This is a genomic window from Bordetella sputigena (genome assembly GCF_965137885.1).
Taxonomy (GTDB): domain Bacteria; phylum Pseudomonadota; class Gammaproteobacteria; order Burkholderiales; family Burkholderiaceae_B; genus Bordetella_C; species Bordetella_C sputigena.
In genome coordinates, this window is record NZ_CBCSCA010000005.1 from 73,636 (window position 1) to 94,160 (window position 20,525).

Genomic DNA, 20,525 nt, shown 5'->3' on the forward strand with positions numbered 1-20,525 from the left:
TCCTTAAGCTCCTTCGGCGGCCGTAACGGCCGCGGGCCCTGCCTGGGGATCCATACCCTCAGGCACCGGCAGATTCGTGGGCGCCACCGGCGGCGCCCAGCCCGGGCGCCAGGAGCGCAGCTGGAACACCCATGCCAGCACCTCGGCCACGGCGGTGTACAGCGTGGCGGGAATCTCCTGCCCCAGTTCGACGTGGCGATACAGCGCGCGCGCCAGGGGCGGCGCCTCCAGCATCGGTACGCGGTTTTCCTGCGCCAGCTCGCGGATGCGCGCGGCGATCTCGCCCATCCCCTTGGCCACAACGCGCGGCGCGGCCATGTCGCCGTCGGTGTAGCGCAGGGCGACGGCGTAATGCGTCGGGTTGGTGACGACCACATCGGCCTTGGGCACTTCCGCCATCATGCGGCGGCGTGCCGCCTGGCGCTGCAGCTGGCGCATGCGCGCCTTGATCATCGGGTCGCCTTCGCTTTCCTTGAATTCCTGCTTCAGGTCTTCCTTGCTCATGCGCAGTTTCTTGGCATGGCTGAAGATCTGCCAGGGTACGTCCATCAGGGCGATCAGCAGCAGCGCGCCGACTACCAGGGCGCAGCACATGCCGACGATGTTCAGCATGCGGGCCAGGGCGGCCGCGGGCGCGGCGTGCATCAGGCCGATCAGGTCGTCGTGATAGCTCCAGATGGCGGCGGCGCCCACACCGCCCACCAGCAGGGCCTTGAAGACGGCCTTGGTCAGCTCGACGAAGGTTTGCCAGGAAAACATGCGACCCAGGCCGGACAGCGGATTGAGCTTGCCGACATTGAACTCCAGCGGCTTGCCGGACCAGACCAGGCCGCCCAGCGCCAGGCCGGCGGCGATGCCGGCGATGGCCAGCAGCACCAGGATGGGCAGCAGCATCAGCAAGGCCTGCCAGCCGTTCGACACGGCGCTGGCGATCATGACGTTGGTGTCGCGGCCCAGGTTGGGATCGAAGCCCAGCGCGTGGCGCATGATGCCGTTGAGCGCGCCGTAGATATACGCGCCGCCGCCCCACAGGATCGCCACGCCGGTGGCCAGCACCAGAAAGGTGCTCAGCTCCCGGGATCGGGGTACCTGCCCTTCCTCGCGCGCCTTTTCCAGGCGCCGGGGTGAGGCGGCTTCGGTTTTTTCGAGGTCGCTATCTTCGGCCATACTGCGCGCTAATCCGGGTCGGCCAAGCCTGTAGGCGCTCTCTCGAGAGCCTCCTTGCGGATAAAACAGGCTGTGGCAACGAAATTTTAGGAAAAGCGCGGAAAAGCGAATCCGCGATCAAGCCGGCTAAAGCGGTGCTTTTTCCCCATAGGGATACCATCCGGGCTTAATACCCCGTCAGCACCTATGGAATAAGTAGCCCCGGGAAGCGCGCAGCGCTTCGGGCATAAATGTCCCGTCCGCAAAGAACAGGTGCCCCCAGGCCGGGGACGCCACGGATCCGGGCGGGCGGCAAGCCCTCCGCCGGTCCGTTGGCGTCGCCCCTGGGGGAAGCGCGCAGCGCTTCGGGGGAGCCTAGAACCCCAGGCTGGCGAGGAGGTCGTCGACCTGGTCCTGGCTGGTGACCACGTCGGCCTTGCCGGTGGGGTTCACCTGCGGGCCGTTCAGCAGCGAATTGGCTTCGTCGCGGCGCTCGGTCGGCACGCTGTCGATCAGCACCTGCAGCAGTTCCTTCTCGATCGCGCCCACCACGTCCATCATTTTCATGATGACCTGGCCCGTCAGATCCTGGAAATCCTGCGCCATCATGATTTCCAGCAGCTTGGACGAGGTCGCCTGGGTCTGCTTGGGCACGTCCTGCAGGAAGGCGCGGGTATCCTTGACCAGCTCGCGCGCGTCCGCAAGCTCCAGCGGCTTGTCGAACCATTCGTTCCAGCGCGCGTCCAGCGCCTGGGCGCCCTTGGCCATGTCGTCCTGGATAGGCTGCGTCTGATCGATGGCGTTGAGCACGCGGTGCGCCGCCTGCTCCGTCATCTGCGCCACATAGCGCAGGCGGTCGCGCGCATCGGGGATGGCTTCCGCGGCATCCTTGATCGCCTGGTCCAGCCCCAGCTCGCGCATGCTGTCGCGCAGCATGCGGGTCAGGGACGCGATGCGATGGATCAGTTCGCTGGGATCGCTGTTCGGGCTTTGCGTCGTCTCCATGGCATCCCTCAGCCGCCGAGTTTCTCGAAAATCTTGGTCAGCTTCTCTTCCAGCGTGGCAGCGGTGAAGGGCTTGACCACGTAGCCGTTCGCGCCGGCCTGCGCGGCCGCGACGATGTTTTCCTTCTTGGCCTCGGCCGTCACCATCAGCACCGGCAGCTTGGACAGCGTGGCGTCGGCGCGGATCTGCTGCAGCATGGACAGGCCGTCCAGGTTGGGCATGTTCCAGTCGGACACGACGAACTGGAAACCGCCGGTACGCAGCTTGTCCAGCGCCATCTGGCCGTCTTCCGCTTCATCGACGTTTTCGAACCCCAATTCCTTGAGCAGGTTGCGGACGATGCGACGCATGGTCGGGAAATCGTCAACCACCAAAATCTTCAAATTCTTGTCAACCATTTCGTGGACTCCAAAAAATTCAATTGCACGCCTGGACGCTGACCGCCCGGCATCATACGCGGTGTCCGCGGTCGCCCGCGTTGGCCAGGATGCGTTCGCTCATGGCGTCCAGCGACACGATTTCATCGGCCGCGCCCAGGGCGATCGCCTCGCGCGGCATGCCGAACACCACGCAACTGGCTTCGTCCTGCGCCAGGGTGCGCGCCCCCGCCCGCTTCATTTCCAGCAGTCCCGCGGCGCCGTCCTTGCCCATGCCGGTCAGGATGACGCCCACGGCGTTGCGTCCCGCCGACACCGCCACCGAGTGGAACAGCACGTCCACGGAAGGACGATGGCGGTTCACCGGTTCGGACGGGTCGAGCTCGACGATATAGTTGGCGCCGCTGCGGCCCAGCCGCATATGGCACTCGCCGCCCGGCGCCAGGTACACGTGCCCGGGCAGTACCCGTTCGCCATGCGTGGCTTCGCGCACCGTCAGGCTGCACAGGGAATCCAGGCGCTGCGCGAACGACCGGGTAAAGCCCGCGGGCATGTGCTGCGTGATCAGGATGGCCGGACTGTCCGGCGGCAGAGGCTGCAGCACGTGGCGGATCGCTTCGGTACCGCCCGTGGAAGCACCGATGATCACCAGCTTTTCCGAGCTGGACAAGGGCGAGCGCAGCACCTGCTTGGGCGCTTCCGGCGCCACCTGCAGGGCTTTGGGACGGGCGCGGGCGGCCGCGCGCAACTTGTCGGCGATGATCTCGGTGTATTCCAGCAGACCGTCGCGTATCCCCAGCTTGGGCTTGGTGACGAAATCCACCGCGCCCAGCTCCAGCGCCCGCAGCGTGATTTCCGAGCCGCGCTCCGTCAGCGACGACACCATCAGCACCGGCATCGGCCGCAGGCGCATCAGTTTTTCCAGGAAATCCAGGCCGTCCATGCGCGGCATTTCCACGTCCAGCGTCAGGACGTCCGGATTGTGCTTCTTGATCAGGTCGCGGGCCACCAGCGGATCGGGCGCCGTCGCCACCACCTCCATATCGGGCTGGCTATTGATGATCTCCGTCATCAGGCCCCGCACCAGCGCGGAATCGTCGACGCACAAGACGCTTATTTTTTTCTGCATGTCGTTTCGCCGATGGGGTAGCCCTTACGGTCTCCCCAAGCATTCGTATACCGTCTGTCCGCGCAAGCGGAAATCCCGGCTGATATAGCTGAAGTTTTCGGAATGGCCCGCGAACAGCAGGCCGCCAGGCTTCAACAACGGTGCGAAGCGCTCCAATATGCGCGCCTGCGTCGGCTTGTCGAAATAGATCATCACGTTACGGCAGAAGATGGCGTCGAACTTCTCCTGGATGGGCCAGTCCGGCGCCAACAGGTTCAAGGTCTCGAAGCGCACCATGCCGGCCACTTCCGGCCGCACCCGTACCTGCCCCGACGCCGCCCCCCTGCCTTTCAGGAAGAAGCGCTTGAGCCGGGCCTCCTCGATCTTCGCCACGCGTTCGAAGGGGTAGACGGCGCCGCGCGCGCGTTGCAGCACATTCGTGTCGATGTCGGTAGCCAGGACGCTGGCCGAGGCGGCGCGCGCGCCCAGTGCTTCCATCAGCGTAATGGCGATGGAATACGGTTCTTCACCGGTCGAGGCCGCGCAGCACCAGATCGACACGGGCTGCGGGCGTTCCTGGGCGAACTTGGCCAGGATGGGAAAGTGATGGGCCTCGCGGAAAAACGCGGTCAGGTTGGTGGTGAGCGCGTTGACGAACTCTTCCCATTCCGGATCGGCGGGCGAGGATTCCAACTGATCCAGATAGCTGCTGAAATCGGCCCGGCCCAGGCTGCGCAGCCGCCTGGCCAGGCGGCTATAGACCATCTCGCGCTTGTGCGTCCCCAGGGAAATGCCGGCACGTTCGTGGATCATCCGCCGCACGCGGGAAAAGTCCGCCTCGCGGAAGTCGAATTGCCGCTCGACCTGGCTGGATGCCGCTGTTGCAGTCGCTGTCGCCACGTGATCCTCTCGGCGTTATGCCGGGTCTGCCGCCAGCCGCGGCGCCGCGGCCGCGGCGATTTCGCGCGCCGGCACATCGATCACGTGCCCCTGGCTGAGCTTGAACACCGCCACCGCTTCGGCCAGGCGCTGCGCCTGTTCCTGCAGCGAACCGGCCGCGGCGGCCGCTTCTTCCACCAGCGCCGCGTTCTGCTGCGTGACCTCGTCCATCTGCGTTACCGCGCGATTGACCTGGTCGATGCCGCTGGATTGTTCTTCCGACGCCGCCGAAATCTCGCCCATGATGTCGGTCACCCGCTTCACCGACGCCACGATCTCCTGCATGGTGGCGCCCGCGCGCTCGACCTGCTGCGAGCCCGCGCCCACCTTGGTCACCGAATCCTCGATCAGCGCCTTGATTTCCTTGGCCGCCTGCGCGCTGCGCTGCGCCAGCGAGCGCACTTCGCCCGCCACCACCGCGAATCCCTTGCCCTGTTCGCCCGCGCGCGCCGCTTCCACCGCCGCGTTCAGCGCCAGGATGTTGGTCTGGAACGCAATGCCATCGATCACGCTGACGATTTCCGAGATCTTGCGCGAGCTGCCGGAGATCTGCTGCATCGTGTTCACGACTTCGGCCACCGCCGAGCCGCCGCGCTCGGCCACGTCCGAGGCGCTGGCCGCCAACTGGTTGGCCTGGCGCGCGTTCTCCGCGTTCTGCTTGACCGTGGAGGCCAGCTCTTCCATCGACGCCGCCGTTTCTTCCAGCGAAGCCGCCTGCTGCTCGGTGCGGCTGGACAGGTCGGTGTTGCCGGCGGAAATTTCACGCGAGCCCACATTGATCTCATCGACCCCGCGGCGCACCGCGAATACCGTGCGCGTCAGGCTTTCCTGCATGCGTTTCATTGCGCTGTACAGCGCGCCGATTTCATTGGTCGACTCGACGGTCACCGCCTGCGTCAGATCACCCGCCGCGATGCGGTCGAAATGCTGCACGGCATCGGCCAGCGGCCGCACCACGCGCTTGCGCAGGAACATATAGGTCGCCACCACCAGCAGCAAGGCAATGACACCGCCGGCCGCCACGGCGATCAGCACGAAGTCGTAGCGACGTTCCGCCTGGTCGAAGGCCTCCTCCATGGTTCGCGTGCGCAGCGTCATGTATTGGCTGATCGCCAAGTCCAGGCGGTCCTCCATGACGTCGGCGACCATCTGCGCGTGCGTCTGGTAGGCAGGCATGTCGGCCCTGCTCAAATCGTCGAACATGACCTTCAAGCCCTGATCCATCAGCGCGGTGAAGGCCTCTTCGACAGCCTTGGCTTCATTTTGCAGGCCTTCCGGCTTCGGCAATGCCTGGAAGCGCTTGAAGTCAGCCTGCGCCTTGTCATAGGAAATGCGGGCGAAATCCAGCAACGGCTTGGCCGAGCCGCTGAGGCCCGGCTGGGGGATATTGGGCTGACCGATCTGTTTGATGACCTCGTTCAGGTGCTGCGCGGCGGCGCGTCCCAGGCCGACCATGGCGCTCCTGTAGTTTCCCACCGCATCCTGCAGGACGTTCCTGAGCCCCTGGCTGCGGCGCATATCGCTCATCGTGGTGTCGCCCGCCTTCAGCGACAGCACGCCAAGCGCGGCGCCCAGCACCAGCATCAGCGAGAAAAAGACCAACACCAACAGCAGGCTCGCGCGTATCGTCATATTGGAAAAGAAATTGCGCATCTGCATCCCTCTAACGGACAGGTTGGCCTCCGCCCCCGCTCCCGCATGTGGCGTCGCTTAAACGGCGGCTTTTTCCACCAGCGCCATTTCGTCGCTGGTCATCAGTTTTTCAATATCGACCAGGATCAGCATGCGTTCGTCGACGGTACCCAGGCCGGTCAGGTACTCCGTGGACAAGGTGGCGCCGAATTCCGGGGCCGGCCGCACCTGGCTGGCGCCCAGCATCAGCACGTCCGACACCCCGTCGACCACGATGCCGACGACGCGGCGGTCCAGGTTCAGGATGATCACGACGGTCTGTTCGTTGTATTCGACCTTGCCCAGGTTGAACTTGATGCGCAGGTCGACAATGGGCACGATGATGCCGCGCAGATTGGTCACGCCCTTGATGAAGGACGGCACGTTGGCGATGCGCGTGACCGTGGCCGCGTCATAGCCGCGGATTTCCTGCACCTTCAGGATGTCGATGCCGTATTCCTCTTCACCCAGCGTGAAGACCAGGAACTCGCGGCCGATGTCCTCGACGCGCGCGCCTTGCGATTGCGGTTTGGCTGCCATGTGTTTACTCCCTCAGTTCAGAACCGCTTCGGCCGGTGTCCATTTTTCGCGGTTCGCCCTGGCCATGGCGAACACGTCGATGATCAGCGCCACGCTGCCATCGCCCAGGATGGTTGCCGCGGATACGCCGGGCACCTTGCGGTAGTTCGATTCCAGATTTTTCACGACGACCTGGTGCTGTCCGACCAGGTGATCGACCAGCAGCGCGAAGCGTCTCTCTTCGGCCTGCATGATGACGGCGATGGCCTGCGTCGGATCGCTCTGCGCGCCCGCCACCGAAAACACACGGTGCATTTCCACCAGCGGCAGGTATTCCCCGCGTACGTGCATCACGCGCTCGTTGCCGGCCACCGAGTAGATCTGGTCATTGGTGGGCTGCAGCGACTCGGTCACGTGGTTCAGCGGCAGGATGAAGGTTTCCGTGCCCACGCGCACCGACATACCGTCCAGGATGGCCAGCGTCAGCGGCAGCACGATGCGCGTGGTCGTGCCGTTGCCCGGCACCGACGACAGCTGCACGTGCCCGCCCATGTCCTGGATGTTCCGGCGCACGACGTCCATGCCGACGCCCCGGCCCGAGATATCGGTAATCTGCTCCGCGGTCGAAAAGCCCGGCGCGAAGATCAGTTGCCAGACTTCGTCGTCGGAGGCGTTCTCGCTGACGGCGATGCCCTGCTGGATGGCTTTCTTGAGTATGCGCTCGCGGTTCAGCCCGCCGCCGTCGTCGCTGACCTCGATCACGATGTTGCCGCCGCTATGCTGCGCCGACAGCACCAGTTGGCCCACCGGATCCTTGCCGGCGGCGACGCGCTTTTCGGGCGTTTCGATGCCGTGGTCCAGGCTGTTGCGGACGAGGTGGGTCAACGGGTCGATGATGCGTTCGATCAGGCTCTTGTCCAGTTCCGTCGCGCGGCCGAAGGTCTGCAGCTCGATCTGCTTGCCCATCTTGCCGGCCAGGTCGCGCACCAGGCGCGGGAAGCGGCTGAACACATAATCCATCGGCATCATGCGGATGGACATGACCGCTTCCTGCAGGTCGCGGGCGTTGCGCTCCAGCTGCTCCATGCCATTGAGCAGGCGGTCGTGCAGCACCGGATCCAGGGTCGACGCGGTCTGCGCCAGCATGGCCTGCGTGATCACCAGTTCGCCGACCAGGTTGATGATCTGGTCGACTTTTTCCACGCCGACGCGGATGGAGGTCGACTCCTTGTCCGCGGCCGGGGCGCCGCTCGCGGGGCGCGGCGCGCCGCCGGCGGGCGCGGGCTTGGCGGCAGCCGCTGCTCCGGCGGCCGGCGTTCCGGCGGCCGGCGCTGCGGCCGCTTGCGCTCCGGCGGCCGGCGCCGCGGTGGCCGGTGCGCCGGCCGCCGTCGTGGCCGCGACCTGGGCCGCGGCGGGTGCCGGCGCGGACGCCGCCTGCGCCTGCGCCTGCGCGGCGAAATCCGCCGCCGCCTGGGCGAAGTCGTCCACCGCCTGGCCGGCGGCGGGCACCGCCTCGCGGCCGATGGCGATCTGGTCGGCATCGACGATGAAGCAGCAGACGGCCTCGATGTCGTCGGCCGAGCACGTGCTCTCCAGCCACACCGTCAGGCCGCCGCCCGCCTGGTCGCTGGCCAGCACATGGCCCAGATTGTTCATTTCTTCCAGCAACGACTGCGCGTCCTTGGCGGATACGCGATTGATGCGCACGCGCAACGGCAGGTCGTCGCCGCCCTGGCCGGGCGCCGCGGCGGGAGAGGCGGAAGCCGCCGGCGCCGCTGCAACAGGGGCAGCCGGGGCCGGGACAGGCGCGGCCGGAACGGGAGCCGGGGCGGCCGCCGGCGCGGCGGCCGCGGGAGCCGCCTGCCCGCCCTGATGTTCGAGCGCCAGCTGACGCAGCACCTCGCAGATGCGCTCGTAGGCGGCGGCGTCGGGCTCCTCGGAGGCGCGGTAGGCGTCCAATTGGCTTTTCAGCACGTCCTTGGTTTCCAGAAAGATGTCGATCATGTCCGTGCGCAAGGCCATTTCGCCGCGGCGGATGGCATCGAGCAGGTTTTCCAGCAAATGGGTGGTTTCGGCCAGCTGGGTGAAGCAGCCGAAAGTGGCCGCGCCGCCCTTGATCGAGTGCGCCGCCCGGAAAATCGCGTTCAGCTGTTCGATGTCCGGCTGGCCGGCGTCCAGTTCGAGCAGCAACTGCTCCATCTGTGCAAGCAGCTCGTCCGCCTCATCGAAGAACGTCTCGTAAAACTGGCTCAGGTCAAGACCGCTCATGACGCCCTTCTATTCTCAATTCGAGGGCTCGCCGGGCAGCCCGACGAGCTCCGACGCCATCTCTATCAACAAATCCGGGTCGACCGGCTTCTGCAGCCAGCCGCACACGCCCAGGTCGCGCGCGGCGGTCTTGCTTTCGACGTCGTCCTCGGTCGTCAGGACCAGCACGGGAACGTCCTGGTAGCGTTCTACCTGGCGCAGCCCCCTTATCAGGTCCAGTCCGCCCATGATGGGCATGTTCCAGTCGCTGACCACCAGGTCCACCGGCTGCGCCTGCTCCATCGCGAGCGCCAGCGCATCCTTGCCATTGCCCGCGGCCAGTACCTTCCAGCCGGCTCCCGTCAGGGTGGCCTGGACTATCATGCGCATCGTCGCGGAATCGTCCGCGACCAATATCGTCGCCGTCATGGTCGAACTGCTCCTATTGTGCGGGGCGGGCGGCCGGAACTTCCTGCACCACACCGCTGCCCTGGCTGGCCGCGTTCGACAGCGAACGCGCCAGGCCGCTACCGGCCTGCTTCGCATCGCTAGCCGAAATATCCGCCGCCGCCGCGTTCTCGCGTTCCAGCCTTTCCTGCGTGGCGCGATTCAGCACCACCAAGCTGATACGTCTATTAACGGCAGCATACGGGTCATCCTTAACCAGGCTGACGCTGGAAGACAGGCCCATGACGCGAGCCACCTTGGTCTCGTTCATGCCACCTGCCACCAGCTCCTGGCGCGACGCATTGGCGCGATCGGCCGACAGCTCCCAGTTGCTGTAGGCGCGCTCGCCGCGCGCATACTGGGTAGCGTCCGTATGGCCGGAGATACTTATCTTGTTGGGGATCTCGTTCAGCACCGGCCCGAGTTCACGCAGGATGTCGCGCATATAGGGCTGCACTTCGGCCGAACCGGTGGCGAACATCGGCCGGTTCTTGTTGTCGATGATCTGGATCCGCAGGCCTTCGGTCGTCATGTCGATCAGCAGCTGCGGCCGGAAGTTCTTCAGCACCGGGCTGCTTTCGATCAGGTTGTTCAGGCGCTTCTGCAGGTCTTCCAGGCGGCGCTGATCGCGCCGCTGCGCCTCGTCGCCCCTCACCTGGGCTTCGACCCGGTTGCCGTCGGCGCGCCGCACGTCGCCGTCGCTGCGCACCGGATCGGCGCCGCCGCCCGGGATGGCGCTGGTATTGGCGGAGTTATTCGGGCCGCCCGTCAATGCCACGGCCAGGGGCATGCGGAAATACTCCGCGATGCCTTTCAACTCCTCGCGCGGCACGACGCTGATCAGCCACATGACCAGGAAAAACGCCATCATCGCGGTGATGAAATCGGCGTAGGCAATCTTCCAGCTGCCGCCGTGGTGTCCGCCGTGCGCGCCCTTCTTGCGGCGGATCACCACGCGGTGGTTGTTGACCGGAGCCATGCGACAGCGTCTCCGTCAAGCCTTGGAGGTGGTCGTCTTGGCCTGGCGCACGTGCTCTTCCAGCTCGGCGAACGACGGGCGCACGCCGGAGAACAGCACCTTGCGGCCGAACTCCACCGCCAGCTGCGGCGGGTAGCCGTTCATGCTGGCCAGCAGCGTCGTCTTGATGCATTCCAGTATCTTGACCGCTTCGCTGGTCTGGCGATCGACCCGCGAGGCCAGCGGCCCGACGAAACCGTAGGCCAGCAGGATGCCCAGGAAGGTGCCGACCATGGCCTTGGAGATCAGGTCGCCGAGCACCGCGGGCGGCTGGTCCACGGCCGCCAGCGCCTTGATCACACCCAGCACCGCCGCCACGATACCGAAAGCCGGCATGCCGTCGGCCATGTTCTGCAGCGCGTGCACGGGCACCTGCCGCTCATGACGGAACGTTTCGATTTCCTCGTCCATCAGGGTTTCGATTTCGAAGGAGCTCATGTTGCCGCTGATCATGATGCGCAGGTAGTCCGTGATGAACTCCATCAGCTTTTCGTCCTTCATGATCCGCGGACATTCGGTGAAGATGGGGCTGGACGCCGGATCTTCGATGTGCGATTCGATGGCCATCAGGCCCTCGCGCCGGGCCTTGTTCAGGATCACGTACATCAGGGACATGAGTTCCATGTACACGTCCTTGCTGTACTGCGCACCACGCAGGGCATTGGGAATCGCGCTCTTGATCAGCTTCAGCGACTTGCGGCTGTTCCCCGCCAGGAACGCACCCGCCGCCGCGCCGGCGATCAGGGTGAATTCGAAAGGCTGGTACAGCGCGCCCAGATGGCCGCCCAAGGCAACGAAGCTGCCGACGACGGACGCGATCACCACGAGATAACCAATAACAATCAGCACATCAGGCCCCTGCCAAGCGTAGACGTATTACCCAAGCGCCCATGATCCCCCGAGAGCGCCGTCGCGAAAGCGTGGTTTACGGGGAATTTTCAGCGGCATTTGGGGTTATTGAGCACGGCGGCTGTCAATGAAGCGCCGGGCGGCTTCCCCAAGTTCGATCGCATTTTCCCTGGGGGACGGGCCGGGGCGCAGCCCGGCCCGGGAGGCCTTCATCACCCGATGGCGGCGGCCGGCACGCCGACAGCCGGGACCGCGACGGGTGGAACCCCGACGCCGGGGATACCCATGGGCGCAACCTCAACGGCCGGAACCGCGGCGGGCGGAACCGTGGCGGGCCGACGACCCGCGCGCTCCTTGGCGGCAGCGCGGGTCTTGCCCGCGCGTGGCGGCGGGCGGCAGATCGCGCAGACGAAATCGGCGCGCGGATCGTGGGCGTGCGCGATGAAATGTCCGCCGCACTGGCGGCATTCGGACAGCTGCAGCATCTTGCCGTCGAAGAAACGCACCAGCATCCAGGCACGCGTGAAACTCAGCACCGGCTCGGCCTGATCCGGATCGGTCACGCCGGCATGTTCCAGGTACAGGCGATAGGCATCGATGATGGCCCGTACGCCTTTGCTGCCGGTGTTCTCGTTCAGAAATTTGTAAACGTTGTAGAACAGCGACGAATGGATGTTCGGCAGCCAGGTCATGAACCAATCGACCGAAAACGGCAGCATGCCCTTGGGAGGCGAGCAGCCGCGGATTTCGCGGTACAGCCGCGCGAGCCGGTCGTGGCTCAGATTGGTTTCCGACTCCAGGACCTGGAGGCGGGCGCCGAGACCGATCATGGCACTGGCCAGGAGGATCTCGTCGGCTTCTTGGGATACGCTTTTGATAGCCATGACCTTAGGGGGGGAGAAGGAAGATCAGGCCAGTTGTTCGACCGGCTGCTTGGCAAGCAGGATGGTGGCGTGCGCCTGCTGCAACGCGCCTCCCAGCACATCGTGCGTCAGCGCCGACAGCAGGCTGTAGTCGTCGAAGCGGAAACGGCACAGCAGCGAGCTGGAGCTGGCCAGTTTCACCAGCTGCGCCGGCGACAGGCGCATCAGGATGTCGGCGACCTGCTCGCTAAAGCCCAGCCGAAACATGGATGCCGCATAGTCGTCGCGGAGCATGCGCTGCGCGAGGAGCAGGTAGGACAGGTTCACTTCGCGAATATCGGCGAGCAAAGTGTTCTCAGGCTGTTTCATGGATATCCCTTGTTCACTAATTTCAGTTCTGTCCCTGGACCGGTCAGCCCCCTGCCGACCGGTTACTTCATGTGTGCAACAAATCTCGAAATATTTCTTTTGTTCCCACAAGTCATACAATTTACCATGTGCAATGTCATTTTGTATTACAGAGATGACAATTCTTTGTGCTTGGTGAAATATCGCACTTCTGGGACATATATAGCAACAAAGACTTTCGCAAGTGTAAGTCAATTCCGTAAACAAGCATTAGAAAGCTTGTGTCTTTGTGCCAATGAATCCAGGGGAAGTACTCACAATGCGAGGGGTGAATCGTGGGCGCGCCATCGGCGCTGTACGGGTAAACGGCAACGTAACAATGTCGCGTACAGGCAACAATTCAAAATGGCGGCGCCGCGGGCCAACCTTCTAGTCGAGTGCAATGCCCCTTTCCGAAGACCGCCTGGCTGAATACGCGCCGCTGGTGCGCAAGCTGGCCCTGCAACTGCTGGCCCGCTTGCCGGCCAGCGTGGAGTTGGACGACCTGATCCAGGCGGGCATGATCGGCCTGCTGGACGCGGCACGGCGCTACCAGGAAGTCGCCGACGCCCAGTTCGAGACCTATGCCACGGCGCGTATACGCGGCGCCATGCTGGACGAGCTGCGCAACCAGGATTGGCTGCCGCGCAGCGTGCGCAGCAAGGCCAAGCGCATCGACCAGGCGGTCGCCCAACTGACGCAACAATTGATGCGGCCGCCCAGCGAGACGGAAATCGCCGGGCATCTGGAGCTGCCGCTCGCGGAATACCATCAGCTCCTCTATGACGCCCAGGGCGCCCAGATCGTCCATTACGAAGATTTCGGCTCGGAAAACGGCGCCGAGAGCCGGGATGCGGACTGGGCGGCCGGCGCGGCCGACTCCGGTCCATCGGGCAATCCGCTGGACACCCTGCTGGCCGCAGACTTCCGCCAGGCCCTGGCCGAGGCCATCGGCGCCCTGCCCGAGCGCGAAAAGCTGCTGCTGTCGCTTTGTTACGAGCAGGGGCTGAATCTGAAGGAAGTCGGCGCCGTGATGGGCGTCACCGAGGCCCGCGTCTGCCAGTTGCGATCCCAGGCCATGAGCCGGCTGCGCGCCAAGCTGAAGGACGGCGCCTGGCAGCAATTGCCGGAAGACGTGCGGATCGCCTCCGTGGCGTAGATCCCGGGGGCCACCACCTCGGATTGGGCTGGCCCGCTCCCCGCCAGGCAGTTGTCTCTCCAACGACTCGCGGATCCAGGCGCCGGTCTGCCGCCAGTGGCGCTCGCCGCCGGCCGCGACCCGGCGGCACACCCGGACCCCGCCCCGGACCCGGGCCGGGCCCCGGCTTGGCGCCAGCGGCGCTACCCGCCGGCCACGCCCCGGCGGCACTTCCGCCCGCCAGCGGCGGGCGAAACGGCCCAGCGCCACATTCCGAAATTTTTCGCTGTCCATCCCCCTAAAGGTTTACGGAGCCTTGCCGTTACCCAGTCAGCGGCGCGGCATGCGGCCATCACCTCCGGTGGACGATCCCGTACCCGCAGGGCGGCATAGCTGCCCGGTTTGAAGATGCCTTTCTCTCTTGGGAGCTATTCATGGCTGCAGTCATCAACACCAATTACTTGTCGCTGGTTGCGCAAAACAACCTGAACAAGTCCCAGTCGGACCTCGGTTCGGCCATCGAACGCCTGTCCTCGGGCCTGCGCATCAACAGCGCCAAGGACGACGCCGCCGGCCAAGCTATTGCCAACCGCTTCACCGCCAACGTGAACGGCCTGACCCAGGCTGCTCGCAACGCCAACGACGGCATCTCGATCGCGCAAACGACCGAAGGCGCCCTGAACGAAATCAACAACAACCTGCAGCGCATCCGTGAACTGTCGGTTCAAGCCGCCAACGGCACGAACAGCGGCAGCGACCTGGACTCGATCCAGGCTGAAATCACCCAGCGCCTGGACGAAATCACCCGCGTTGCCAGCCAGACCCAGTTCAACGGCGTCAAGGTCCTGGCCAGCGACCAAAGCCTGAGCATCCAGGTCGGCGCCAACGACAGCGAAACCATCAACATCAACCTGAAGCAGGTTAATGCTTCGACGCTGGGCCTGAACAAGCTGGACATGGCCAATCAGCTGACGAGCAAGAACGACCAGGGCGCGTCGAACTTCTCGGCGGTTGCCTCGGGCCTGTCGGGCACGACGTACAACACGAGCACGGTCGTCAACGTCGGCACCACGCACGCGTTCAACTACGCCACGTTCACCTTCACCGCGACCGGCGGCAGCACCGCTGCCTACACCGCGCACGTCGGCGGCGATGGCAACCTGTACGTGACCCAAGGCGGCGCGACCTACACCGCCACCTGGAACGCGACCAGCAACAAGATCGTTGTCGGCAGCGCCACGTCCTACGCGACGTTCTCCTCCGTGTCGGAATACAACTCGAACAGCGCCGACGGCCTGATCGATCTGACCGCCATTGGCCAGGGCGACTACAGCGTCACCAACGTCGACTTCACCGGTGCTTCGCTGTACCAGGCCACCGCGGGCACGACCAACTACTACACCAAGGTCGGCAGCACGTACTACGTGTCGAGCTTCAACGGCACGACCGGCAAGGTCAGCGTCGACGTTACGACCGGCACCAGCACGATCGTCGCGACGGCCGCCGCTGTCAGCGCACAAGGCATCACCACGAACGGTGGCACCACCTACACGGGCACCACGACCATCCGTACGGGCACCCACTACGCCGTCAGCGTCGATCTGTCCAACGTCAACACCCAGCTGGGCCTGTCGAGCGGCAGCAACACCCTGGTTCGTTACACGCCGAACGCCACGGGCAGCGCCTCCGCCTCGAACACCGCGGCGCTGTACATCCAGCACACCGCGACCGACGGCTCGATCAGCTACTACAAGGTGGATGCGGTCAGCTCGACCACCGGCGCGGTCACCGTGGATCACGACGCCACCGTGGTCGATCCGCTGGACGCCATCGACAAGGCCCTGGCCCAAGTCGACGATCTGCGTAGCGCTCTGGGTGCCGTGCAGAACCGCTTCGAATCGACGGTTGCCAACCTGAACAACACGGTGAACAACCTGTCGGCCTCGCGTTCGCGCATCGAAGACGCCGACTACGCGACCGAAGTGTCCAACATGACCCGCGCACAGATCCTGCAACAAGCTGGCACCTCGGTGCTGGCGCAGGCCAACCAAGTGCCGCAAACGGTGCTGTCGCTGCTGCGTTAATCGCACGGAGACCGACGGGCGGCCCGCCGCTCGTCAGGCATCGGAAGTACCGGAAGCCCCCCTGGCCCAGGCCCGGGGGGCTTTTTTCTGCTGGTCGCCCTCTCCCGGAAAAGCCGCTGTTTTTCGCCGCTGACCAACGAATTTGGCCCATAGGCCTGCATTTAGACTGGCATTCGTCGCTTTCTGTACCCAACCGCATAGCGTTCCGCCATGGCAAAATCGCACCGTCCTTCCGCCCCTACCCGCCAACCCGGCTCCAGGGGTGCGCCCGCCGCCCAGGCCGCCTTAACTCTGGAACAGGCCCGCTCGCGCACCGAGAAGTCGCCGGACGACGCCAAAGCCTGGTACCACCTGGGCGCCCTGCTATCCAAGGCACGCGAACTGGAAGGGGCGCGCCACGCGGCGGAAAAGGTCGTCGAGCTGACCCCCGAAGACCCGCAGGGCTGGGTGCTGCTGGGCCAGGTCGAGACCCAGTACAGCAACGATCCCGTCGCAATCAAGCATTTCGAGCACGCGCTGTCGCTGGATGAATCTCTGGCCGGCGCCCATCACGGACTGGCCGATATCTACTGGCGCATGAACCGCGGCCATGACGGCCTGCGCCACATCGACCGCACGTTGGAACTCAACCCCGGCTCGTTACCCGCGATATGGACCAAGGCCCAATTGCTGGCCAACGCGTTCCGCTTCGAAGAGGCCATCGAGTTACACGAATACCTGGTCAAGCACGACGAGAAGGCCAGGTATTCTCACCTGACCAACCTGGCCAGCACCAAGCGTGACCTGGGCCTGCTGAACGAATCGGAAGAGATCTATCGCCGCGCCATCAAGCTGTCGCCGCCGAAGAACTCGTCGGCTTTCTCGAACTGGCTGACCCTGCTGCACTACATGCCAGAGAAAAGCGCGGAGGAAATCCTGGAGGCTTGCAAGCAATGGGCCTCCTTCTATCCGCCGCAGAAGGACGCCAAGCGCCCCGTTCCGGCCGATCTTTCTCCCAGTCGCAAGCTGCGCATCGGCTTGTTTTCCGATGGCTTCCGCCAGCACCCGGTGGGCGCGATGACCACCACCGCCCTGGAACACCTGGGCCGGCACGGCATTGAGCTCTACCTGTATACGACGTCTTCGACCGTCGATCACGTCACCAAGCGGCTGCAGGCCGTGGCGCAGCGCTGGACGCCCATCACGCAGGTCGGCGACGAGGCGCTGGCCGAGATGTTCCGCGACGACGAGATCGACATCCTGATCGACCTGGCGGGCTACAACGCCGGCACCCGGATGCCGACCATGACCATGGAACCGGCGCCCATCCTGATGAAATGGGTGGGCGGCCTGATCAACACGACGGGCCTGGAGACCATCGACTACCTGATCACCGACAGCGTCGAATCGCCGCCGGGCAGCGATCACTTGTACACCGAGAAGCTGATCCGCATGCCCGACGACTATATCTGCTACATGCCACCGCCCAAGCTGCCGGAAGAGACGCCGCTGCCCGCGCTCCAGAAGGGCCACGTCACCTTCGGCTGCTTCAACAACCCCACCAAGATCAACGACGTCACGCTGGGACACTGGGCCGAACTGATGCAGGCGGTGCCCGGCTCGCACCTGTTCCTGAAAGGCGCCGGCTACGGCACGGAATCCATGCGCAAGCGCATCCGTGACTTCCTGGCCGGCTACGGCATCGAGCCCGAGCGCGTCCGCATGGAAGGCCAGTCGCCTCACTACAAGCTGTTCGAAGCCTACAACGACGTCGACGTGGCGCTGGATCCCTGGCCCTACTCCGGCGGCCTGACCACCTGCGAGGCGCTTCTGATGGGCGTGCCCGTGGTCACCCTGCCCGGCCCGACCTTCGCCGGCCGCCACTCGGCCACCCACCTCGCCAACGTCGGCATGCCGGAACTGGTGGTCAGCAACTGGGACGAGTACCGCGCGCGCGTGCTGGGCCTGGTCAGCGACCTGAGCAGCCTGGCCACGATCCGTCGGCACCTGCGCCAGGTCCTGCTGGAATCCCCCGTTTGCGACGCACCACGCTTTGCCGGCCACCTGGCCACCGCATTCCGGGCCATCTGGCAGCGCTACTGCGCCGGCAAGAAGCCGGCCGCGCTTGCCTTTACCTCCGAAGGCAAGCCCTGGTTCGAGGACGAAGACGCCCCCATGGAAGTGGTGGCACCCGACGCGACAGCCCTGCCGGCCGAGCCCCCGGAGGACGAATCCTTCAACTTCGCCTTCCAGGGCAAGCTCATCGTCCTGGATCACGGCGGGTCGATGTACAACACGCCGGTTATCCAGATACCGAATCGCACCAAGGCCCTGTCCGTCGTGGTCATCGACCCGGCCAGCCGGCTGCGCGACGTGCCACGGCTCAAGTACGAGAAGGTGCTGCACGATTACCACGCCCACGTCGCCCTGGGCGATGGCGAGCCCGGCGTGCTGTACACCTGCCTGCATTCCGACCTGAGCGGCACGCTGGAACCATTGGCGCCGTCCAGGCAGCAGCCGTTCATACGGCAGCCCGCCAGCCTGCTGGCCAAACTGCCCATCGGCACGGTCCGGCTGGACCGCATCGACGGCCTGGACTCGCTGGACTGGCTGATCCTGAACGAGAGCCACGACAGCAAGAAGATCCTGCAGGGCGCCGAGGGACTGATGGCCAGTCTGCTGCTGGTCCATGTGCGGGTCCTGTTCGTCGATGTCTACAAGAAACAGCCTGACCTGGGCTCCATCACGAAGCTGCTGGGCAAATATGGATTCCGCGTGTTGCGGATGGAAAACCAGCGCATGGGCAATCTGTTCTCGGACCCTAGGTTGAGACAGCAGCACAGTAGCGTCAATTCGCAATTGCTGAGCTATGACGCTTTGTTCGTGCCGGATGATCAGCGTATCAAGGAACTGACCGACCAGCAGCGCATCAGGTTGGCCTTCATCCTGCATACCGCCTACCGTTCGCCCGACATGGCCCACCGGGTGCTGGAGGCATCGGGCGAGCACATCGCGCAAAGCTATCTCGCGACGCAACTACCCAAACCCAAGGCGCCGGCCAAGCCCGCGGCCGCGCAGCTGGCGGCAGACGCCGCGACCGACACCGGAACCGAAGCGGATTCCGGCGGCGCGCCCGCCGTGCTGAAAGGCAAGGACGTGAAGCACCGGCTTTGCCTGGGCGTACCGGTCTACAACGAAGACAAATACCTCGAGCAAACCATACAGTCGCTGAAAAAGCAGGATGCCGACGCCGTCAAATTCCTGATCTCGGACAATGCCTCGACGGACCGTTCGGCGGAAATCCTGCGGGACCTGACCGCCGGCGACGAGCGCTTCGAACTGGTCCATCAGCCCGATAATATCGGCGCCCTGAAGAACTGGAAGTTCCTGTTCGAGCAAAGCAGCTCGGAATACTTCATGTGGCTGGGCGGCCATGACTATCTGTCCGACGGCTACCTGGCAAAGATGCTCGACGCCATCGGCGCGGCGCCGGGCACGGCCATGGTCTGCGGCATGCCGCACTCCGTCATGGATGGCCGTACCGGACCGGTGCAGGCCGCCGTCTATGACTTTTCCGATGATTCGCCGGTCGTGCGGTACATGAATTCGGTGGCCAAGCTGGCCAACTGCACCATCCTGCATTCGGTCTTCCGCCGCGCCGCCCTGGAAGGTTTCGAGATCACTGGGACCATATCTTGGGACCACGTGCTGATCAGCCGCCTGCTCTGGACCGGCAAGTTGCAATACGTACCCGATGCGACGTATTACCGCCGCTACTTCGGCCAGCGGGACACCAGCACGGAGCAGCGCATGACGGGCCAGAAGAAGACGGCCCTGCCGCGCGCGGATTTCTACGACTACTACGTGAAGGACTTCGCCAAGCTCGCGCAGTCCACCCTGCCGGCGGCCGAATTCGACAAACTGCGCAAAGAGATCCTGCGGATTCTGAAAGCGCGTTTCGGGAACTGACCATCATGAAAGCGGTTATCCTGGCTGGCGGCCTTGGAACGCGGATATCGGAAGAAACGCATCTGCGCCCCAAGCCCATGATCGAGATCGGTGGCCGTCCGATCCTGTGGCACATCATGAAAATCTATTCCGCCCATGGCGTGAACGACTTCGTGATCTGCTGCGGATACAAGGGCTACATGATCAAGGAGTACTTCGCCAATTACTTCCTGCACATGTCCGACATTACGCTGGATATGGCGAAGAACGAGATGGTCGTCCATGAGCGCAAGGCCGAGCCCTGGCGCGTGACCCTGGTCGACACCGGCGAAAACACGATGACGGGTGGCCGGCTGAAGCGCGTCGCCGAGCACGTGAAGGACGAAGACGCTTTCTGCTTCACCTATGGCGACGGCGTGGCCGACGTCGATATCTCGGCGCTGATCCGGTTCCATCGCGAGCACGGACGCGCCGCCACCGTCACCGCGGTGCGGCCGCCCGGCCGTTACGGCGCGCTGATGCTCGACAACGCGCAGGTGACGGGCTTTCAGGAGAAGCCGCCGGGAGACGGCGGCCTGATCAATGGCGGATTCTTTGTCCTGTCGCCGAAGACAATCTCGCTGATCGACGATGACGACAGCCCCTGGGAACTGAAGCCCCTGGAGCAGCTCGCCAGGCAAGGCGATTTGATGGCTTATGAGCATCACGGGTTCTGGCAACCCATGGACACCCTGCGCGAGAAGAACCTGCTCGAAGACCTGTGGGCACGCAATCAAGCGCCCTGGAAGCTATGGTGACAC

Annotated in this window: 17 protein-coding genes; 4 read left to right on the forward strand and 13 right to left on the reverse strand. The window is 64.6% G+C overall.

The window, feature by feature from the left end; genetic code table 11:
• Positions 1-3 precede the first annotated feature (3 nt).
• The 13 genes from flhB to flhD all read right to left on the reverse strand — a co-directional run bounded on the left by flhB (position 4) and on the right by flhD (position 12,558).
• Complete coding sequence (flhB, locus tag ACNA0R_RS11490) at positions 4-1,167, reverse strand: flagellar biosynthesis protein FlhB (protein ID WP_415826137.1); 1,164 nt, start codon at positions 1,165-1,167, stop codon at positions 4-6.
• Positions 1,168-1,521: 354 nt separating this feature from the next.
• On the reverse strand, positions 1,522-2,151 hold the full coding sequence (cheZ, locus tag ACNA0R_RS11495; protein ID WP_415826138.1) for a protein phosphatase CheZ: 630 nt from the start codon (positions 2,149-2,151) through the stop codon (positions 1,522-1,524).
• A gap of 8 nt (positions 2,152-2,159) precedes the next feature.
• Positions 2,160-2,549 carry a chemotaxis response regulator CheY gene (cheY, locus tag ACNA0R_RS11500; protein ID WP_415826139.1) on the reverse strand — a complete coding sequence of 130 codons (390 nt, stop codon included), beginning with the start codon at positions 2,547-2,549 and terminating at the stop codon, positions 2,160-2,162.
• Positions 2,550-2,601: 52 nt separating this feature from the next.
• Positions 2,602-3,657 carry a protein-glutamate methylesterase/protein-glutamine glutaminase gene (locus ACNA0R_RS11505; protein ID WP_415826140.1) on the reverse strand — a complete coding sequence of 352 codons (1,056 nt, stop codon included), beginning with the start codon at positions 3,655-3,657 and terminating at the stop codon, positions 2,602-2,604.
• Between the two features lie 24 nt (positions 3,658-3,681).
• Positions 3,682-4,536, reverse strand: coding sequence for a CheR family methyltransferase (locus tag ACNA0R_RS11510; protein ID WP_415826141.1), 855 nt, complete (start codon positions 4,534-4,536; stop codon positions 3,682-3,684).
• Between the two features lie 15 nt (positions 4,537-4,551).
• On the reverse strand, positions 4,552-6,228 hold the full coding sequence (locus ACNA0R_RS11515; RefSeq protein ID WP_415826142.1) for a methyl-accepting chemotaxis protein: 1,677 nt from the start codon (positions 6,226-6,228) through the stop codon (positions 4,552-4,554).
• 57 nt (positions 6,229-6,285) lie between these two features.
• Positions 6,286-6,786, reverse strand: a complete 501-nt coding sequence (gene cheW, locus ACNA0R_RS11520) for a chemotaxis protein CheW (protein ID WP_415826143.1) — start codon at positions 6,784-6,786, stop codon at positions 6,286-6,288.
• Positions 6,787-6,798: 12 nt separating this feature from the next.
• The gene (cheA, locus tag ACNA0R_RS11525; RefSeq protein ID WP_415826144.1) at positions 6,799-9,033 is read right to left on the reverse strand and encodes a chemotaxis protein CheA; all 2,235 of its coding nucleotides are present in this window, start codon (positions 9,031-9,033) and stop codon (positions 6,799-6,801) included.
• Between the two features lie 15 nt (positions 9,034-9,048).
• Positions 9,049-9,441, reverse strand: coding sequence for a response regulator (locus ACNA0R_RS11530; protein WP_415826145.1), 393 nt, complete (start codon positions 9,439-9,441; stop codon positions 9,049-9,051).
• Between the two features lie 13 nt (positions 9,442-9,454).
• Positions 9,455-10,438, reverse strand: coding sequence for a flagellar motor protein MotB (motB, locus tag ACNA0R_RS11535; protein WP_415826146.1), 984 nt, complete (start codon positions 10,436-10,438; stop codon positions 9,455-9,457).
• A gap of 15 nt (positions 10,439-10,453) precedes the next feature.
• The gene (gene motA, locus ACNA0R_RS11540; RefSeq protein WP_415826147.1) at positions 10,454-11,326 is read right to left on the reverse strand and encodes a flagellar motor stator protein MotA; all 873 of its coding nucleotides are present in this window, start codon (positions 11,324-11,326) and stop codon (positions 10,454-10,456) included.
• A gap of 212 nt (positions 11,327-11,538) precedes the next feature.
• Positions 11,539-12,210, reverse strand: a complete 672-nt coding sequence (gene flhC / locus ACNA0R_RS11545) for a flagellar transcriptional regulator FlhC (RefSeq protein WP_415826148.1) — start codon at positions 12,208-12,210, stop codon at positions 11,539-11,541.
• Positions 12,211-12,234: 24 nt separating this feature from the next.
• On the reverse strand, positions 12,235-12,558 hold the full coding sequence (flhD, locus tag ACNA0R_RS11550; RefSeq protein WP_066348928.1) for a flagellar transcriptional regulator FlhD: 324 nt from the start codon (positions 12,556-12,558) through the stop codon (positions 12,235-12,237).
• A 421-nt stretch (positions 12,559-12,979) separates the two neighbouring features.
• Between flhD and ACNA0R_RS11555 the strand changes: the two genes are divergently transcribed.
• From ACNA0R_RS11555 to rfbF, 4 genes are all read left to right on the forward strand, one after another.
• Positions 12,980-13,735: an RNA polymerase sigma factor FliA gene (locus ACNA0R_RS11555; protein ID WP_415826149.1), complete on the forward strand. Its 756-nt coding sequence runs from the start codon at positions 12,980-12,982 to the stop codon at positions 13,733-13,735.
• A 413-nt stretch (positions 13,736-14,148) separates the two neighbouring features.
• A complete protein-coding gene (locus ACNA0R_RS11560; RefSeq protein ID WP_415826150.1) occupies positions 14,149-15,798 on the forward strand; it encodes a flagellin N-terminal helical domain-containing protein in 1,650 nt (549 codons plus the stop codon).
• Positions 15,799-16,008: 210 nt separating this feature from the next.
• Complete coding sequence (locus ACNA0R_RS11565; RefSeq protein WP_415826151.1) at positions 16,009-19,746, forward strand: O-linked N-acetylglucosamine transferase family protein; 3,738 nt, start codon at positions 16,009-16,011, stop codon at positions 19,744-19,746.
• 5 nt (positions 19,747-19,751) lie between these two features.
• The gene (rfbF, locus tag ACNA0R_RS11570) at positions 19,752-20,522 is read left to right on the forward strand and encodes a glucose-1-phosphate cytidylyltransferase (RefSeq protein ID WP_415826152.1); all 771 of its coding nucleotides are present in this window, start codon (positions 19,752-19,754) and stop codon (positions 20,520-20,522) included.
• The last annotated feature ends 3 nt before the right edge of the window (positions 20,523-20,525 follow it).

Coding starts and splice junctions, on each gene's coding strand:
- flhB (WP_415826137.1), bottom strand. CDS start 1,167: ATGGCCGAAGATAGCGACCTCGAAAAAACCGAAGCCGCCTCACCCCGG.
- cheZ (WP_415826138.1), bottom strand. CDS start 2,151: ATGGAGACGACGCAAAGCCCGAACAGCGATCCCAGCGAACTGATCCAT.
- cheY (WP_415826139.1), bottom strand. CDS start 2,549: ATGGTTGACAAGAATTTGAAGATTTTGGTGGTTGACGATTTCCCGACC.
- ACNA0R_RS11505 (WP_415826140.1), bottom strand. CDS start 3,657: ATGCAGAAAAAAATAAGCGTCTTGTGCGTCGACGATTCCGCGCTGGTG.
- ACNA0R_RS11515 (WP_415826142.1), bottom strand. CDS start 6,228: ATGCGCAATTTCTTTTCCAATATGACGATACGCGCGAGCCTGCTGTTG.
- cheW (WP_415826143.1), bottom strand. CDS start 6,786: ATGGCAGCCAAACCGCAATCGCAAGGCGCGCGCGTCGAGGACATCGGC.
- cheA (WP_415826144.1), bottom strand. CDS start 9,033: ATGAGCGGTCTTGACCTGAGCCAGTTTTACGAGACGTTCTTCGATGAG.
- ACNA0R_RS11530 (WP_415826145.1), bottom strand. CDS start 9,441: ATGACGGCGACGATATTGGTCGCGGACGATTCCGCGACGATGCGCATG.
- motB (WP_415826146.1), bottom strand. CDS start 10,438: ATGGCTCCGGTCAACAACCACCGCGTGGTGATCCGCCGCAAGAAGGGC.
- flhC (WP_415826148.1), bottom strand. CDS start 12,210: ATGGCTATCAAAAGCGTATCCCAAGAAGCCGACGAGATCCTCCTGGCC.
- flhD (WP_066348928.1), bottom strand. CDS start 12,558: ATGAAACAGCCTGAGAACACTTTGCTCGCCGATATTCGCGAAGTGAAC.
- ACNA0R_RS11555 (WP_415826149.1), top strand. CDS start 12,980: ATGCCCCTTTCCGAAGACCGCCTGGCTGAATACGCGCCGCTGGTGCGC.
- ACNA0R_RS11560 (WP_415826150.1), top strand. CDS start 14,149: ATGGCTGCAGTCATCAACACCAATTACTTGTCGCTGGTTGCGCAAAAC.
- ACNA0R_RS11565 (WP_415826151.1), top strand. CDS start 16,009: ATGGCAAAATCGCACCGTCCTTCCGCCCCTACCCGCCAACCCGGCTCC.
- rfbF (WP_415826152.1), top strand. CDS start 19,752: ATGAAAGCGGTTATCCTGGCTGGCGGCCTTGGAACGCGGATATCGGAA.